Genomic DNA, 17,442 nt, shown 5'->3' with positions numbered 1-17,442 from the left:
ACGTTTAGCAAACGAGAAGAGAAGACACCATGACTACCGCAACCGCCGAAGCTCAGGCTTCGACCGCGCAGCCGGCCGGCGTCGGGCGCATCGCCCGCGTCACCGGCCCTGTCGTCGACATCGAGTTCCCCCACGACTCGATCCCTGGCATCTACAACGCGCTCAAGACCACGATCACGATCGGCGAGGAGTCGACCGAGATCACCCTCGAGGTCGCACAGCACCTCGGAGACGACCTGGTCCGCGCCATCGCGCTCAAGCCGACCGACGGCCTGGTCCGTGGCGGAGAGGTCCGCGACACCGGAGCACCGATCTCGGTGCCCGTCGGTGACGTGACCAAGGGCAAGGTGTTCAACGTCACGGGCGACGTTCTCAACGCAGAGCCCGGCGAGACCATCGAGATCACCGAGCGCTGGCCCATCCACCGCCAGCCGCCGGCGTTCGACCAGCTGGAGTCGAAGACGCAGCTCTTCGAGACCGGTATCAAGGTCATCGACCTCCTCACCCCGTACGTGCAGGGTGGAAAGATCGGCCTCTTTGGTGGTGCGGGCGTCGGCAAGACCGTCCTCATCCAGGAGATGATCCAGCGCGTCGCGCAGGACCACGGTGGTGTGTCGGTGTTCGCCGGTGTCGGCGAGCGCACCCGTGAGGGCAACGACCTCATCCACGAGATGGAGGAGGCGGGCGTCTTCGACAAGACCGCCCTCGTCTTCGGCCAGATGGACGAGCCGCCGGGAACGCGTCTGCGCGTCGCCCTGTCCGCCCTGACCATGGCGGAGTACTTCCGCGATGTGCAGAAGCAGGACGTGCTGCTCTTCATCGACAACATCTTCCGCTTCACGCAGGCCGGTTCCGAGGTCTCCACGCTGCTCGGCCGCATGCCGTCCGCGGTGGGCTACCAGCCGAACCTCGCCGACGAGATGGGCCTCCTCCAGGAGCGCATCACCTCGACCCGCGGTCACTCGATCACCTCGCTGCAGGCGATCTACGTTCCCGCCGACGACTACACCGACCCGGCTCCGGCGACCACGTTCGCCCACCTCGACGCCACCACCGAGCTTTCGCGTGAGATCGCGTCGAAGGGTCTGTACCCGGCCGTCGACCCGCTGACCTCGACGTCGCGCATCCTCGACCCCCGTTACTTGGGCGAGGACCACTACCGCGTCGCCACCACGGTCAAGCAGATCCTCCAGAAGAACAAGGAACTGCAGGAGATCATCGCCATCCTCGGTGTCGACGAGCTCTCCGAGGAAGACAAGATCACGGTGTCGCGTGCGCGCCGCATCCAGCAGTTCCTCTCGCAGAACACCTACATGGCGAAGAAGTTCACCGGTGTCGAGGGTTCGACGGTTCCGCTCAAGGACACCATCGAGTCGTTCGACGCCATCGCCAAGGGCGAGTTCGACCACGTCGCGGAGCAGGCGTTCTTCAACGTCGGCCCGATCAGCGACGTGGAAGAGAAGTGGGCTCAGATCCAGAAGGAGAACGGCTAACAATGGCTGTCCTCAACGTCAGCGTCGTCGCCGCCGACCACGAAGTGTGGTCGGGCGAGGCGAGCATGGTCGTCGCGAAGACGGTCGAGGGTGAGATCGGTATCCTCCCCGGCCACGAACCGCTGCTGGCCATCCTCGCCTCCGGCGAGGTGCGCGTGACCCTGAACGGCGGGGAGTCGATCAAGGCCCAGGCCGACGACGGCTTCCTGTCCGTGGAGAACAACACGGTCACGGTGGTGGCACGCCAGGCGGAGCTCGTCTGACATGGCCGAGCAGCCCGTCAGCGTCGAGCGTCAGTTCGGCGACGTGCGCGTCCCCATCCTGATCGCGATGGCGGGCCTGCCCGGCTCAGGCAAGTCGACGCTCGCCGAGATCATCGGCGCCAGGCTCGGCGCCACGACGGTGTCCGTGGACCCGATCGAGGCGTCGATCCTGCGCGCCGGCATCGACTCCGACCAGCCGACGGGCCTCGCGGCCTACCTGGTCGCCGAGACGATGGCGGAGCAGGTGCTGCAGTCCGGTCACTCGGTGATCGTGGATGCCGTCAACGCCGTCGAGCCGGCTCGGCTGCAGTGGCGCGACCTCGCTGAGCGTTCCGGCGTGAAGCTGCGCGTGATCGAGGTGGTCTGCTCCGACGACGAGCTGCACCAGTCGCGGCTGGCGAAGCGCACCGGTCTCACGGCCGCGTACGCGGTGGAGCAAAGCGTCGACGAGTACGACGAGTGGAGGGGCGCCTGCGCCACCCTCCCGCGCGTCACGATCGACACCGCAGCACCGCTCGGCCAGAACGTCGAGATCGCTCTCGACTTCCTGGTGGCCTAGTTTGCTCATCCTCCTCCCGCCCTCCGAGACCAAGCGCGACGGGGGAGCGGGAGCTCCGCTCGACCTCGATGGCCTCCGCTTCGGCGAACTGAAGCCGGTGCGCAGGAACGTGCTCGCCGCGGTGGCCGCGCTGTCCAGGAACCGCGAGCACAGCATCCGCGCCCTGAAGCTCGGACCCAAGCAGGCGGCGGAGGTCGACCGCAACCGCGCGATCCGTTCGTCGCCCACGATGCCGGCGCTGAGCCGGTACACCGGAGTGCTCTACGACGCTCTGGATGCGCAGACCCTCACCGACGACCAGTGGGCGTTCGCCGGTTCGACCGTCGTGGTGCAGTCGGCTCTGCTCGGCCCGGTGGCCGCCACCGACCTCATCCCGGCCTACCGGCTGTCGTTCGACTCCCGGTTGTCGCTCGAGAAGGGCGTCGCGACGCTCAAGAAGCGGTGGGCGCCGGCTGCGAGCGCGGTGTTCCACGCGCATCCCGGGCTCATCGTGGACCTGCGGTCGGAGGGCTATGCGGCGCTAGGGCCGCTCCCTGGGCGGCCGGATGCGCACTATGTGCGCGTGCTCGCCCGCGACGGCGACGGCCACGTGCGCGCGCTCAACCACTTCAACAAGCAGGCGAAAGGCCTGTTCACGCGCGCACTCATCGAGGCGGGGACGGACTTCGCTACCACGGACGAGCTGCTCGCCTGGGCGGCCGCCGAGGGCTACGAGCTGCGCGCGGCCGGGGACGGATCGGCGGAGCTGGAGCTGATCGTGCCCGAGGTGGCGGGGGAGCCCGGCGCGTTGATGGCTGTGCTGCGCTGAGGCGGTCCCGGCGCACATCCGGAGCTGGATGGATGTCGAGATTGTGCGTGAATCAGTGGTGGACTTCCAAAAACTGAGATATGCTCAACCCTAGGTGAAGCGTCTCGGATAGCTTCGCATCGGGCAATGCGAGCAATGAGGAGGAGCCAGCCAGCCAGCCGGGGTCAGTGGGTGCGTTCGAAGTCGAACGGCCACCTCACCTCGTCTATCAGTCGGGCCGACGTAACGGAAACCCGGCGTGATCCCCTCACGCCGATCTCCTGGCCGGATGCGCGATGACACAACAGATTCCGCCTGCGGTCGGGCACGTGCGGACGTGACATCGCCAGCGAGAATCCGGTGCTATTAACGAGTACCGTCGTCGGCCCGACCCTCTCCTGGGTGGTGAGCTTCACGCGTGAGCGCGGAAGCAGCCGGTGAAATGGTCGTCGACCATTCCGGTGGCCTGCATCAGGGCATACATGGTGGTCGGGCCGACGAAGCGGAAGCCGCGGCGGCGCAGCTCTTTGCTGAGGGCGGTGGACTCGGGCGTGACGGCGGGGACCTCCGACCACGCGTTGGGGCGCCGGCGGCCCGTGGCGGGCGGGGCGAAGCTCCACATGAGTTCGTCGAGCGGCATGTCGAGGGCGAGCACGGCGTGCGCGTTGGAGATGGTGGCCTGGATCTTGCCGCGGTGGCGGATGATGCGCGCATCCTGGAGCAGTCGCTCGATGTCGGACTCGGTCATGGCGGCGACGGCGACGGGGTCGAAGCCGTGGAAGACCTCGCGGAAGGCGGGGCGGCGGCGCAGGATGGTGATCCAGGAGAGGCCGGCCTGGAATCCTTCGAGGCAGAGCTTCTCGTAGAGGGCGCGCGGGTCGTGCTGCTCGCGGCCCCACTCCTCGTCGTGGTAGCGGCGGTACTCCGGGTCGCTCGCCGACCAGGAGCAGCGGGCCAGGCCGTCGTCGCCGACGATCACGGCCGCGCGCGGGGGGAAGGATGGCTCGGCAGCAGCGGCAGGAGTGGCGGGGGCGGTGGTCTCGGTGCTCATGCGGCCAGCATGATCCCTTCGTGGGTGAGGAGCCAGAGTTTGGTGGGGATGCCGTCGCCTCCGCTGTAGCCGGTGATCTTGCCGGAGGAGGAGAGCACGCGATGGCAGCCGACGATGATCGGGATGGGGTTGGCGCCGACAGCGCCGCCGATCGCGCGGCCGGAGCCGGGGCGACCGATGCCGAGACCCAGCTCCCCGTATGACGTGTATGTGCCGAACTCGAGGCCGGCCAGTTGTTCCCAGACCGCGAGCTGGAAGGCTGTGCCGTCGAGCTTCACGGGGAGGTCGAAGTCTTTGCGGTCTCCCGAGAAGTACTCCTGCAGCTGCAGTTCGGCACGCTCCAGGACCTCGGTGGTGCGTTCCTCGTGCTGTTCGAGCGGGAGGTGGCCGGAGCGTTCGATGGAGAGGGAGGTGATGGCGTGACCGTCGCTGGTCAGCTCGATGCGGCCGATCGGACTCGGCATCCGTGTGAGGTAAGCGAAAGAAGTGGTCATGGGAAGACTCTACGGGGGGCCACCGACGTGTTCTCGCGGAAAACGGACATGGGGGATAAGTCGGGAGGGGGCCGTGGCTGTGGAGGGATCCGTGGCCTGCATAGACTCGGAGCATGGCAGAAATCGACTATCGTCCTCTCGGGAATTCGGGGCTCATTGTCTCAACCATCGGCCTCGGCTGCAACAACTTCGGGCGCGAGGGAACCGCATCCGAGACCCAGGAGGGGACGGACGCGGTGATCGGCGCCGCGATCGACGCCGGGGTCACCCTCTTCGACACCGCCGACATCTACGGCAAAGAGCGCGGCCTCTCCGAGACGCTGATGGGTAAGTCGCTCGCCGGGAAACGCGACCAGATCGTCCTCGCCACCAAGTTCGGGATGGACATGGCCGGAACGAACGGACCCGACTGGGGTGTGCGGGGGTCGCGCCGCTACATCCGGCTCGCGGTCGAGGCGTCGCTGAGGAGGCTCCGCACCGACTGGATCGACCTTTACCAGCTGCACCAGCCCGACCCGATCACGCCCATCGAGGAGACTCTCGAAACGCTGGACGACCTCATCGCCGAGGGCAAGATCCGGTACATCGGGCACTCGAACCTGGCCGGCTGGCAGATCGCGGAGGCGGAGTTCACTGCCCAGCTGAACGGGCATCCCAAGTTCATCTCGTCGCAGAACGAGTACAGCCTGCTTGTGCGGGATGCGGAGCGCGAGGTGCTCCCGGCCGTCAATCAGTACGGGCTCGGCTTCCTGCCGTACTTCCCGCTCTACAACGGCCTCTTCACCGGCAAGTTCTCGCGGGACGGCGGCCCGTCGGACAGCCGCATCATGATGATCAGGCGGCACCTGGTCGACAATGCGCCGTGGGATGTCATCGAGCGCTACCAGGCGTTCTGCGACGAGCGCGGCGTGACGATGCTGGCCGCGACGTTCGCCTGGCTGCTCGCCCAGCCCGGGCTGACGAGCGTAATCGCCGGCGCCACCAAGCCGGAGCAGATCACGGCGAACGCCGAGGCGGCGACCGCCTGGCGCGCCACTCCGGAGGACATCGCGGCCATCACGGCGATCTTCACCCCCGCCGCCTGACCGGTGTCTGGCGCCCGCCAGGACTCGCCCGTTTTCCTGCGGGGGAGTCCTGGCGATTGTTCGCTCAGGGCGAACACGCCGAGCGTTGTGAGTGAGCACTCACTCCGCGTAGGATCGCTGCCGTGGATACGGCGGAGGACGAACTCGAGGACGCGGCGGAGCGAGACGCCAAGCGTCCGCCGCGCGCGCAGCCGCTCAGCCCGGATGACCGGAGGGCGATGATCGTCGACGCCGTTATCCCGTTGCTCGTCGAGCACGGACGCGGGGTCACCTCCAAGCAGATCGCGGAGGCCGCCGGGATCGCGGAGGGCACGATCTTCCGCGCGTTCGGCGACAAGGAGACGCTGGTCCAGGCCGCGATCGAGAAGTACCTGGATCCCGAACCGCTCAGGAACGCGCTCAGAGCCATCGACCCGTCGCTGCCGTTCGAGCACAAAATCCGCGCCATCCTGTATCTGCTGCGCGAGCGGTTCGAGAGCGTCATGCGGATCATGGCCGTCGTCGGCCCGCAGCGCCCGCCCGTGCCGCAGGAGCGCGGCGAGTTCGCGAGGATCATCGCGCAGGTGCTCGAACCGGAAGCGGAGCAGCTCAACTGGCCTCCGGAGCGGGTGGCGCACCTGCTGAGGCTGATCAGCTTCTCGTCGGCATTCCCGATGCTCAACGAGGGCATCGAGTTCAGCATCGACGACCTCGCCCGCTTCACGATGGTCGGCGTCGCCGGGCGCCCGATCGACTTCGACGCGCAGAGCGCCGGTCTGGGACCGGCGACGGCAAGCGCGTCCCCATTCGCACCATAACCCGCATCCAAGGAGACCCCATGTTGCTCAAACTCCTCGGCCGGTTCCTCCGACCGCACTGGCCGCTCCTCATCGGGGTGGTGGTCTTCCAGCTCGCCCAATCGCTGCTGTCGCTGTGGCTGCCGACGCTCAACGCCGATATCACCGACAACGGCATCGCGAAGGGCGACACCAACTACATCGTCTGGGTGGGCGCAGGGATGCTCGGGGTCACCCTCGTGCAGGTCGCCTGCTCGATCACGGCCGTCTACTTCGGCGCGAAGGTCGCCATGCGGGTCGGCCGCGATCTGCGTGGCGCGATCTTCCAGAAGGTGGGCGAGTTCTCCGAGCGGGAGGTGTCGAAGTTCGGCGCTCCGTCGCTGATCACCCGCAACACGAACGACGTGCAGCAGGTGCAGATGCTCGTGCTGATGACCTGCACCCTGCTGGTGTCCGCGCCGATCCTGGCGATCGGCGGCATCATCCTGGCCATGCAGCAGGACATCCAGCTGTCCTGGCTGATCGCCGTGAGCGTGCCCATCCTGCTGGTGGCCGTCGGCCTCATCATCACCAGGATGGTGCCGCTGTTCCGCACCATGCAGGAGCGGATCGACCGGGTCAACCGGGTGCTGCGCGAACAGCTGACGGGCATCAGGGTGGTGCGCGCGTTCGTGCGGGAGGACATCGAGACCGGGCGGTTCAGGAAGGCGAACGCCGACGTCACGGACACCGCGCTCCGCGCCGGCCGGCTGTTCGCGCTGATGTTCCCGATCGTGATGCTCGTGCTCAACGTGTCGAGCGTCGCCGTGATCTGGTTCGGCGCGTTCCGCGTGCAGGACGGCTCGATGCAGATCGGCACGCTGACCGCGTTCCTGCAGTACCTCATGCAGATCCTGATGGCGGTGATGATGGCGACGTTCATGGCCGTGCTCGTGCCGCGCGCCGCCGTCTGCGCCGACCGGATCGGGGAGGTGCTCGGCACGGAGTCCTCCGTGCGCATCCCGAAATCGCCGGTCACCGAGCTGGAGGCGCACGGGACGCTGGAGTTCGTGGATGTCGGGTTCTCGTATCCGGGAGCCGAGCAGCCTGTGCTCAGCGACGTGACCTTCCTCGCCAAAACCGGGCAGACCACCGCGATCATCGGCAGCACGGGAGCGGGCAAGACCACGCTGGTCAACCTCATCCCGAGGCTGTTCGACGCCACCAGCGGACTGGTGCTGGTGGACGGCGTGGATGTGGCGGAACTCGACCCCGATCTGCTCTGGTCGCGCATCGGGCTGGTGCCGCAGAAGCCGTACCTGTTCTCCGGCACGATCGCGTCGAACCTGCGCTACGGCAAGCCGGACGCCACGGACGACGAGCTCTGGCAGGCGCTCGAGATCGCGCAGGCGCGCGACTTCGTCGAAGCGATGACCGACCGACTGGATGCGCCGATCGCCCAGGGAGGCACGAACGTCTCCGGCGGCCAGCGTCAGAGGCTCGCCATCGCGCGCGCCCTGGTCAAACGCCCCGAGATCTACGTGTTCGACGACTCGTTCTCCGCCCTGGACACGGCGACGGATGCGCGGCTGAGGCAGGCGCTGTCGCGTCAGGTCGCCGGCGCCACCATGATCGTCGTGGCCCAGCGGGTGTCGACCATCGTCGACGCCGACCAGATCATCGTGCTCGACGACGGCCGCGTGGTCGGCCGCGGGACGCACGACGAACTCCTGCAGACCAATGAGACGTACGCGGAGATCGTGTCGTCGCAGCTCACCGCGGAGGAAGCAGCATGAGCGACAACACCGAGACGGAAGAACGCGTCCCCGCCCGCCCGCCTGTGCGCCGCGGCCCGGGTGGCGGCGGCCCCTTCGGCGGGATGCAGGGACCGGTCGAGAAGTCGATGAACTTCGGCCCGTCCGCCAAGCGCCTCGTCGGGAGACTGCGGCCAGAAGCCATCGGGATCGCGTTCGTCACCCTGCTCGCGGTGGTGAGCGTGGTGTTCGCAGTGCTCGGGCCGAAACTGCTCGGCAACGCGATCAACCTGGTGTTCGCCGGAGCGCTGTCGCTGCAGTTCCCGAAAGGGGCGACGCAGGAGCAGGTGATCGCCGGTCTCCGGGCCAGTCACCAGACGCAGCTGGCCGATCTGCTCTCCGGCACCACCTTCACGCCGGGCGCGGGGATCGACTTCACCGCTGTCGGCGGTGTGCTGATGTGGGTGCTCGCGCTCTACGTCCTGTCGTCGGTGTTCAGCTACCTGCAGGCGTACGTGCTCAACGGGATCACCCAGCGCACCGTCTACCGCCTCCGCGAAGAGGTCGAGGCGAAGATCCATCGCCTGCCGCTGCGCTACTTCGACGGGATGCAGCGCGGCGAGCTGCTGAGCCGGGTCACCAACGACATCGACAACATCTCGCAGACGCTGCAGCAGTCGATGAGCCAGCTGCTCACCTCGCTGCTGACCGTGATCGGCGTCGTCGTGATGATGTTCGTGGTGTCCCCGCTGCTCGCGGTGATCGCGCTCATCACGATCCCGCTGACGCTCATCATCACCACCGTGATCGCCAAGCGGTCGCAGAAGCTGTTCGTCGCCCAGTGGAAGAACACCGGCGAGCTGAACGGCCAGATCGAGGAGGCGTTCACCGGCCACGCCCTGGTGAAGGTGTTCGGTCGTCACCGCGAGGTGGAGGAGCAGTTCCGGCAGAAGAACCAGGAGATGTACGAGGCGAGCTTCGGCGCCCAGTTCATCTCGGGCATCATCATGCCGGCGATGATGTTCGTCGGGAACCTGATGTACGTGGTGATCGCGGTCGTCGGCGGTCTGCAGGTGGCGAGCGGCGCGATGCAGCTCGGTGACGTGACGGCGTTCATCCAGTACTCGCGTCAGTTCACGCAGCCGCTCACGCAGCTGGGCTCGATGGCCAACCTGCTGCAGTCCGGCGTCGCGTCGTCCGAGCGTGTGTTCGAGCTGCTGGATGCGGACGAGCAGTCCGCAGACCCCGCCGACCCGGAGAGCCCTCAGGGCACGAAGGGACGCCTGGCGTTCGAGGACGTGTCGTTCCGGTACACGGAGGACAAGCCGCTCATCGAGGACCTGTCGCTCGTCGCGGAGCCCGGCCAGACCGTCGCCATCGTCGGCCCGACCGGTGCAGGCAAGACCACCCTGGTCAACCTGATGATGCGCTTCTACGAGCTCGACTCGGGCCGGATCACGCTCGACGGCGTCGACATCGCCTCGATGACCAGGCTCGACCTGCGCAGCAGGATGGGCATGGTGCTGCAGGACACCTGGCTGTTCAACGGGACGATCCGCGAGAACATCGCGTACGGGCGTCCGGATGCGACGGAGGAGGAGATCCTGGATGCGGCCCGCGCCACATACGTGGACCGATTCGTGCACTCGCTCCCCGACGGCTACGACACGGTGCTCGACGACGAGGGCGGCAACGTCTCCGCGGGTGAGAAGCAGCTGCTGACCATCGCGCGGGCCTTCCTCGCCCGGCCGAGCGTGCTCATCCTGGACGAGGCGACCTCCTCGGTCGACACCCGCACGGAGGTGCTGGTGCAGAAGGCGATGGCGGCGCTCCGCAGCGACCGCACGTCGTTCGTGATCGCGCACCGGCTGTCGACGATCCGGGATGCCGACCTCATCCTGGTGATGGAGGCGGGCCGGATCGTGGAGCAGGGCACGCACAACGAGCTGTTGGCCGCGGGCGGCGCGTACTACACGCTGTACAACGCGCAGTTCGCCGCCCCGGTCTCCGACGAGGCCTGACCGCCGCAGCCATCGAGCCGGGACTTGTGTACGCGCGCCGCGGCGTGTCGCGTGCATAAGTCCCGGCTCGATTGTTTGGGGGCCGGGTTGGGGCGGGTCAGTGACCGGTGAGGGGAGCCATCAGGCGGGCGGCGATCGAGGGGCGGCCGGTGACGCGCTCCTCGAGGTCGGCCAGCTCGGTGCCGACGAGGCCGGCGTTCGCACCGGCGAAGCGGAGCGGCTCCGGCTCCCACTGCGGGGAGCGGTGGCCGACCCACGGCAGTGCCGTGAGCGCGGTGCGGCGGCCGCCGAGGAGGTCGGCGACCGTGCGGCCCGCGAGGTTCGTGGTGCTGAGGCCGTCACCGACGTAGCCGCCCGCCCAGGCTTCCCGCGCATCCGGATCGTGGCCGACGCTCGCGTGCCAGTCGCGGGGGACGCCGAGCGGGCCGCCCCAGTGGTGGGTAATGCGCGCGCCGGCCGCATCCGGGAACAGGTCGAACAGCGCGCGGGTGAGGTGCTCGCGCACGCGGGGTGCGCGGTCGTACTCGGGCAGGATCGTGCTGCCGAGGTGATAGCGGGCGCCGCGTCCACCGAACGCGAAGCGGTTGTCGGCCGTGCGCTGGCCGTAGATGATGAGGTGCCGGAAGTCGGCGAAGGTCTGGCCGTGCTGGATGCCGATGCTGTCCCAGACCTCGTCGGGGAGCGGCTCGGTGGCGATCATCAGCGAGTACAGCGGCAGGATGCGCCTGCCCACCTGGGGCAGCTGCGAGCCGTAGCCCTCCGTGGCGTTCACCACGGTCCCTGCTCGGACAGTGCGGACCAGGCCGCCGGACACCGCGGTGACCACGCCGTCCGACCAGGACAGCACCTCCGTCTGCTCCGCGATGGTCGCGCCGCGCGCCTCGACGACCCGCGCCAGGCCGCGCACCAGCTTGGCCGGGTGGATGCGCGCACAGTCCGGCGTGAACGTCGCCGCCACCGCATCCCGCGCCCCGAACCGGTCGGTCACGGTGTCCGTGCCGAGGATGGAGACCGTGTCGACGCCGAACTCCTTCGCCTCCGCGTATTCGGCGCGGGCGGCAGCGAGCTGCACGCGCGAGCGGGCGAACGTGACGGTGCCGCCGCGCACGTAGTCGCAGTCGATGCCCTCGGCGGAGACGACGCGGCCGACCTCGCCGACGGTGTCGATCATCGCGCGGCGCTGGGCGACGGCGGCCGCCAGGCCGTAGCGCGCACGCAGCGCGGACGCCGACCACGGGAACAGCGCGGAGCACCAGCCGCCGTTCCTGCCGGAGGCGCCGAAGCCGGCGACCTCCTTCTCGAGCAGCACGATGCGCAGCGACGGGTCGGCCTCCTGCAGGTAGTACGCGGTCCACAGGCCGGTGAGCCCTGCACCGACGATCGCGACGTCCGCATCCACGTCGTCGCCCAGCCCCGCGCGGGGCCGGAAGCCGTCCTCCGCCTCACTGATCGACTCGAACCAGAATCCGACCCGTTCGTAGCTCACGCGCATCCCTCTCGTCTCGCCAAAAGATCGAGTCCGGACTTGTGCACGCGACACGCCGTGAAACGCGTGCACAAGTCCGGACTCGATTGTGTGTGTGGTGGGTGGTTACAGGTGGTTCTCGGCCTCGGTGAGGACGGACTCGAGGATCTGGCGGATCTCGGTGAACTCGGCCGGGCCGATGGTCAGCGGAGGCGCGAGCTGGACGACGGGGTCGCCACGGTCGTCTGCGCGGCAGTAGAGGCCGGCGTCGAAGAGCGCCTTCGACAGGAAGCCGCGCAGCAGGCGCTCGGACTCGTCGTCGTCGAACGTCTCCTTCGTGGTCTTGTCCTTGACCAGCTCGATGCCGAAGAAGTAGCCGTCGCCGCGCACGTCGCCGACGATCGGCAGCGCGAGCAGCTTCTCCAGCTCCGCGCGGAACAGCGGCGAGTTCTCGCGGACGCGCTCGTTGAGCCCCTCCTCCTCGAAGATGTCCAGGTTCTCCATCGCGACAGCGGCGGAGACCGGGTGACCGCCGAACGTGTAGCCGTGGTAGAACGACGTGTTCCCGTGCTTGAACGGTTCGTACAGCTTGTCGCTGATGATCGTCGCGCCGATGGGGGAGTACCCGCTGGTCATCGCCTTGGCGCAGGTGATCATGTCCGGGACGTAGCCGTACTCGTCGCACGCGAACATGTGGCCGATGCGGCCGAAGGCACAGATGACCTCGTCGCTGACCATGAGCACGTCGTACTTGTCGCAGATCTCCCGCACGCGCTGGAAGTATCCGGGAGGCGGAGGGAAGCACCCACCCGAGTTCTGCACCGGCTCGAGGAAGATCGCCGCGACGGTCTCCGGACCCTCGAACTGGATCATCTCCTCGATGCGGTTCGCCGCCCACACGCCGAACTGCTCGATGTCGTCCGTCGGAGCCCCCATCTCGCCCGCGCGGTAGAAGTTGGTGTTCGGGACGCGGAAACCACCGGGCGTCAGCGGCTCGAACATCTCCTTCATGGCCGGGATGCCCGTGATGGCCAGAGCGCCCTGTGGCGTGCCGTGGTACGCGACGGCGCGCGACAGCACCTTGTGCTTGGTGGGGCGGCCCTGCAGCTTCCAGTAGTACTTGGCGAGCTTGAACGCGGTCTCCACCGCCTCGCCTCCACCGGTCGAGAAGAACACCCGGTTGAGGTCGCCCGGCGCGTAGTGCGCGAGCCGGTCCGCCAGCTCGATGGCGTTCGGGTGCGCGTACGACCAGATCGGGAAGAACGCGAGCTCCTCCGCCTGCTTGGCGGCAGCGGCGGCGAGGCGCTTGCGTCCGTGACCGGCGTTGACCACGAACAGCCCGGAGAGGCCGTCGATGTACTTCCTGCCGCGGGAGTCGAAGATGTGGTGGCCCTCGCCGCGGGTGATGATGGGGACGCCGTGGCCGTCCTCCATCACCGACTGGCGCGCGAAGTGCATCCAGAGGTGGTCCTTCGCCTTGGCCTGGAGGGCGTCCTCGTCTGCCGTCGAGATGGCGGGGTCTTCTGTGGTGATTGTCATCGTGTTCCCCAGTTGTAGAACTGCTTGTGGAGTTTGAGATAGACGAACGTCTCCGTCGAAAGCACGCCTTCGATCGTCCGGATCTCGGAATTGAGCATGGTGATGAGGTCGAGGTCGTTCTCGCAGACCACTTCGGCCAGGATGTCGAACGTCCCGGCCGTGAGGACCACGTAGTCGACGGACGGCATGGCGGCCAGCTTGTCCGCCACCGCCCTGGTGTCCCCGGTCACCCGCACGCCGATCATCGCCTGCCGGTAGAACCCGAGCTGCATCGGGTCGGTGACGGCGACGATCTGCATGACCCCCGACTCGGTCAGTTTCTGCACGCGCTGGCGCACCGCCGCCTCGCTGAGACCGACGGCTTTGCCGATCTCCGCGTATGAGCGACGGCCGTCCACCTGCAGCTGCTCGATGATCGCCTTGGAGACGTCGTCGATCTGGACAGGCTTGGCGGCAGTGACTGCCCGAGGGGAACTCATGGAGCGATTCTGTCAGTGAGATAGTCGTCGGGCAAGCGAATCCGCACGAATCTGTGTCGTTTTCTATCGAAATCAGTAGACTTCCGGCATGACAACGCGAGAACTCCGCAATTTCGTCAACGGCGCTTTCTCCGAATCCCGGGCGACGGAGCGCATCCCGCTGATCGACCCGGCGACCGAAGAGGTCTACGCGACGGCACCGGTGTCAACAGCGGATGACGTCGCCGACGCGTACGCCGCCGCACGGGATGCGTTCGAGGTCTGGGGAGAGACCACGCCGGCCGAACGCCAGCTCGCGCTGTTCCGGATCGCCGACGCGATGGAGCAGAGGGCGGAGGAGTTCGCCGACGCGGAGTCCCAGGACACCGGCAAGCCGCGCGCCACGCTGGTCGACGACGAGATCCTGTTGTCGGTCGATCAGATCCGCTTCTTCGCCGGGGCGGCCCGCAACCTGGAGGGCCGGTCGGCGGGGGAGTACCTGAAAGACCACACCTCGTTCATCCGGCGCGAACCGATCGGCGTGGTCGGCCAGGTGACGCCGTGGAACTACCCGCTGAACATGGCGGTCTGGAAGTTCGCCCCGGCGCTCGCCGCGGGGAACACGACGGTGCTGAAGCCGTCGGACACGACGCCGCTCTCCACGCTGCTGCTCGCCGAGGTGGCCGCCGAGTTCCTGCCGGCCGGCGTGCTCAATGTGGTGACGGGGGACAGGACGACGGGCGCCGCGATGACGGCAGACCCCATCCCGCAGCTGATCTCGATCACCGGCTCGGTGCGGGCCGGGATGGAGGTGGCACGCGCCGCATCGTTCGACCTCAAGCGGGTGCACCTGGAGCTCGGCGGGAAGGCGCCGGTGATCGTGTTCGACGACGCGGACATCGCGCAGGCCGTTGAGGGCATCGTGGCCGCCGGCTACTTCAACGCCGGCCAGGACTGCACGGCGGCGACCCGCCTGCTGGTGCAGGAGGGCATCCACGACGAGTTCGTGGCCGCGCTCACCGCGTACGCGCGCGAGAACGCCCGGACGGGGGCTCCTCGTGAGGACGGCATCCTGTTCGGCCCGGTGAACAACGCCAATCAACTCGCCCAGGTGAGCGGATTCGTCGACCGGCTGCCCGACCACGCCACGGTCGAGCTCGGCGGCCACCGCCAGGGCGACAAGGGCTACTTCTACGAGGCGACGATTGTCTCCGGCCTCCGCCAGAACGACGAGGCGGTGCAGAACGAGATCTTCGGGCCGGTGCAGACGGTCCAGAAGTTCACCAACGAGGCGGAGGCACTGCGCTGGGCGAACGGCGTGCAATACGGTCTGGCCTCCTCGGTCTGGACGAAAGACCACGGCCGCGCGATGCGCTTCGCGAAGAACCTCGACTTCGGCTGCGTCTGGATCAACACGCACATCCCGATCGTGGCGGAGATGCCGCACGGCGGGTTCAAGCACTCCGGGTACGGGAAAGACCTCTCGATGTACGGGTTCGAGGACTACACGCGAGTGAAGCACGTGATGTCGTTCATCGGGTGAGTGATTACACTCGGATCAGCACGTTATGAGCCAGGTCGGGTCTCACCCCACCACGACGACAGCCACGGGAGGAAACCTCGGTGTCTCCCGGATACGTGAGGTACGCCCCGGTCGCCGGGCCGTCGCGGTGGCTGCTGATCGCCGGGCGGCGGTTCGTCGCCGCCGTCGAGAGCTCTGTCGCCGACTCGATCGTCGACACGGTGTGGTGGCTGGCCGACTCCGACCTGGCGACCATCGAGTCGGTCGTCGGCGCGTTTCCGCTGGTGGGCCAGGATGCCGTGCGCTCGTTCGCCGTCGCCGAGCTGAGTGAGCCGAACGCCGCAGGCGAGGTGCTCGTGACGGCCGTCGTGCGCGGGACGGCGGCCATCGACGTCTTCTCCGTCGGCGGATCCCGGCGGTTCTCCGCCGCCGGGGTGCAGCCGTGGGTGCTCGCCGAGTTCCGTTCGGTGACCGGGCTGGTGATCGGCGGGGACGACCTGCCGACCGGTCCCGTCGCCCGGCTGAGCGTCGGGTCGCTTCCGGTGGGGCTCGGCGTCGTGGACGGCGAGCTGCTGACCTGGACGCTGTCGCCGATCGAGCGCGTCGAGCGCACGGCGCCGGGGCGGTACGTGGGCGGCGCGCAGAACGCAGGCGGCGCGACCGACGCGGGCGCAGCATCCGGCACCAGCACCAGCAGCACCACCACCACCGACGACGACGCCCTCTCCGACGAGACCATCATCCGGGCCAGGCGCGGCGCCGTCATTTTCGCGCGCGACACCGAGGTCGCCCCCGCGGCCTCCGTCGTCCCCGCCGGCCACGAACTGCCCGGTGCCGTGGACATCGAGCCGCCCTCCGACACGCCCGGACCGTTCGCGACGCCCATCACCGGCGATGCCGACGCGCAGACCCAGCCCGTCATCCTCCCTCCCGCACCGGCGCAATACGCGATCCGTCTCGCATCCGGTGAGGTGTTCGACCTCGATCTGCCCGTCCTGATCGGCAGGCGGCCGTCCGCTCCACGCATCGAGCAGGGGGCTCCTCCCCGCCTGGTCGCTGTCGCGTCGCCGGAGCACGAGGTGTCGTCGACCCACGTCAGGATCGAGCAGGAGGGGGACGCCGTGGTCGTCACCGACCTGCGTTCCACCAACGGCACCATCGTCACCGCAGCTGCGGGAACGGAGTCCCGGCTGCGGCCTGGACAGTCCGTCGTCGTGCTCGCGGGGGCCACCGTGGAGATCGGCGACGGTAATATCATCGAGATCACTGCCGTGGGCCAGCGCGCCGACGGCGACGCATCGGCCGAACCGACCAGAAGAGGACGCGAGTGACCCAGATCGGTCGCAGCAACAGACGCCACACCGTGGTCGTCCCCGGCGATTCCGACGCGCGGATCAGCCTCGCCTGGGCGGCGCTGAGCGACAAAGGCTACCGGCGCTCCGTCAACGAGGACAGCCTGCTCGCCCGCTCGCCGATCTTCTCCGTCGCCGACGGAATGGGCGGCCACACCGCGGGGGACTTCGCCAGCACCGCCGTTGTCACCCGGCTGGCCGAGCAGGTCTCCGTCGACTTCGTCGGCCAGGATGCGCTGACCAGCGCGCTCCGCTCCGCCGTCGACGACATGGGCCGCGGCGTCGGCCACACCGACCTCGGCACGGGGACGACCGTGACCGGCATCGCCCTCACGCTGGTCGACGGCTCTCCGTACTGGCTGGTCTTCAACATCGGCGACTCCCGCGTGTACAGCTATCACGACGGCACGCTCGAACAGGTCACCGTCGACCACTCGATCGTGCAGGAACTGCTCGACTCCGGCGCGATCACCCCGGCAGAGGCCGAGGTGCACCCGCACAGCAACGTGATCACCAGGGCCGTCGGCTTCAACGAAGACCCCGTTCCCGACTTCTTCTTCATCCCGATCGTCGCCGGTTCCCGGCTGCTGGTCTGCTCCGACGGGCTCACCAAGGAGCTCACCGAGCACGGCATCCGGTATTTCCTCGGTGAGGGCGCCTCCCCGCTTGACGCGGCGCAGCAGCTGATGGATGCGGCACTCGGCAACGGCGGACGGGACAACGTCACCGTCGTGGTCGTCGACGTGCTCGCCACCCCGGAGAGCGGACCGCACGGCGACGGCGTGCCCCGGCGGGCAGCGCGCCGCCACTGACCGGCTCGCCGCATCCGATTGCTGGCCCCCGA

Annotated in this window: 16 protein-coding genes; 11 read left to right on the top strand and 5 right to left on the bottom strand. The window is 68.1% G+C overall.

Annotated elements, in window-relative coordinates:
* Positions 1-29 precede the first annotated feature (29 nt).
* The 4 genes from atpD to B7438_RS09850 are packed head-to-tail and all read left to right on the top strand — an operon-like array spanning position 30 to position 3,123.
* Positions 30-1,493 carry a F0F1 ATP synthase subunit beta gene (atpD, locus tag B7438_RS09865; protein WP_085369373.1) on the top strand — a complete coding sequence of 488 codons (1,464 nt, stop codon included), beginning with the start codon at positions 30-32 and terminating at the stop codon, positions 1,491-1,493.
* 2 nt (positions 1,494-1,495) lie between these two features.
* Positions 1,496-1,756, top strand: a complete 261-nt coding sequence (locus tag B7438_RS09860) for a F0F1 ATP synthase subunit epsilon (protein WP_055892062.1) — start codon at positions 1,496-1,498, stop codon at positions 1,754-1,756.
* A gap of 1 nt (position 1,757) precedes the next feature.
* Entirely contained in the window at positions 1,758-2,315 is a 558-nt protein-coding gene (locus B7438_RS09855; protein ID WP_085369372.1) for an ATP-binding protein, read from the top strand.
* A gap of 1 nt (position 2,316) precedes the next feature.
* Positions 2,317-3,123, top strand: a complete 807-nt coding sequence (locus B7438_RS09850) for a YaaA family protein (RefSeq protein ID WP_085369371.1) — start codon at positions 2,317-2,319, stop codon at positions 3,121-3,123.
* Positions 3,124-3,514: 391 nt separating this feature from the next.
* On the opposite strand, the gene B7438_RS09845 is transcribed toward B7438_RS09850, so the two are convergent.
* Entirely contained in the window at positions 3,515-4,153 is a 639-nt protein-coding gene (locus B7438_RS09845) for a DNA-3-methyladenine glycosylase I (protein ID WP_085369370.1), read from the bottom strand.
* Positions 4,150-4,647, bottom strand: a complete 498-nt coding sequence (locus B7438_RS09840; protein ID WP_085369369.1) for a methylated-DNA--[protein]-cysteine S-methyltransferase — start codon at positions 4,645-4,647, stop codon at positions 4,150-4,152. Before B7438_RS09840 ends, B7438_RS09845 begins: the two co-directional genes overlap by 4 nt.
* A 113-nt stretch (positions 4,648-4,760) precedes the next feature.
* Here B7438_RS09840 and B7438_RS09835 point away from each other — a divergent pair, with 113 nt between their 5' ends.
* The 4 genes from B7438_RS09835 to B7438_RS09820 all read left to right on the top strand — a co-directional run bounded on the left by B7438_RS09835 (position 4,761) and on the right by B7438_RS09820 (position 10,262).
* Positions 4,761-5,732 (top strand): aldo/keto reductase, encoded by a 972-nt coding sequence (locus B7438_RS09835; protein ID WP_085369368.1) that lies wholly within the window; start codon positions 4,761-4,763, stop codon positions 5,730-5,732.
* Between the two features lie 122 nt (positions 5,733-5,854).
* Entirely contained in the window at positions 5,855-6,529 is a 675-nt protein-coding gene (locus B7438_RS09830) for a TetR/AcrR family transcriptional regulator (protein WP_247597337.1), read from the top strand.
* Positions 6,530-6,549: 20 nt separating this feature from the next.
* Positions 6,550-8,283, top strand: coding sequence for an ABC transporter ATP-binding protein (locus B7438_RS09825; RefSeq protein WP_085369367.1), 1,734 nt, complete (start codon positions 6,550-6,552; stop codon positions 8,281-8,283).
* Positions 8,280-10,262, top strand: coding sequence for an ABC transporter ATP-binding protein (locus tag B7438_RS09820; protein ID WP_085369366.1), 1,983 nt, complete (start codon positions 8,280-8,282; stop codon positions 10,260-10,262). The genes B7438_RS09825 and B7438_RS09820 overlap by 4 nt, the downstream gene beginning before the upstream one ends.
* A gap of 97 nt (positions 10,263-10,359) precedes the next feature.
* On the opposite strand, the gene B7438_RS09815 is transcribed toward B7438_RS09820, so the two are convergent.
* From B7438_RS09815 to B7438_RS09805, 3 genes are all read right to left on the bottom strand, one after another.
* Positions 10,360-11,754 carry an FAD-binding oxidoreductase gene (locus B7438_RS09815; RefSeq protein WP_256921961.1) on the bottom strand — a complete coding sequence of 465 codons (1,395 nt, stop codon included), beginning with the start codon at positions 11,752-11,754 and terminating at the stop codon, positions 10,360-10,362.
* Positions 11,755-11,853: 99 nt separating this feature from the next.
* Positions 11,854-13,266 carry an aspartate aminotransferase family protein gene (locus tag B7438_RS09810; RefSeq protein WP_085369365.1) on the bottom strand — a complete coding sequence of 471 codons (1,413 nt, stop codon included), beginning with the start codon at positions 13,264-13,266 and terminating at the stop codon, positions 11,854-11,856.
* The gene (locus B7438_RS09805) at positions 13,263-13,745 is read right to left on the bottom strand and encodes an Lrp/AsnC family transcriptional regulator (protein WP_055892090.1); all 483 of its coding nucleotides are present in this window, start codon (positions 13,743-13,745) and stop codon (positions 13,263-13,265) included. The genes B7438_RS09810 and B7438_RS09805 overlap by 4 nt, the downstream gene beginning before the upstream one ends.
* 88 nt (positions 13,746-13,833) lie before the next feature.
* On the opposite strand from B7438_RS09805, the gene B7438_RS09800 reads away from it, so the two are divergent.
* From B7438_RS09800 to B7438_RS09790, 3 genes are all read left to right on the top strand, one after another.
* A complete protein-coding gene (locus B7438_RS09800) occupies positions 13,834-15,267 on the top strand; it encodes a gamma-aminobutyraldehyde dehydrogenase (protein WP_085369364.1) in 1,434 nt (477 codons plus the stop codon).
* A gap of 80 nt (positions 15,268-15,347) precedes the next feature.
* A complete protein-coding gene (locus B7438_RS09795) occupies positions 15,348-16,577 on the top strand; it encodes an FHA domain-containing protein (protein WP_085369363.1) in 1,230 nt (409 codons plus the stop codon).
* On the top strand, positions 16,574-17,410 hold the full coding sequence (locus B7438_RS09790; protein WP_085369362.1) for a protein phosphatase 2C domain-containing protein: 837 nt from the start codon (positions 16,574-16,576) through the stop codon (positions 17,408-17,410). The genes B7438_RS09795 and B7438_RS09790 overlap by 4 nt, the downstream gene beginning before the upstream one ends.
* The last annotated feature ends 32 nt before the right edge of the window (positions 17,411-17,442 follow it).

The sequence above is a fragment of the Leifsonia sp. NCR5 genome, from assembly GCF_002105485.1.
GTDB lineage: Bacteria > Actinomycetota > Actinomycetes > Actinomycetales > Microbacteriaceae > Leifsonia.
The sequence above is the reverse complement of the archived record's forward strand: the minus strand, read 5'-3'. Positions and strand labels throughout refer to the sequence as shown.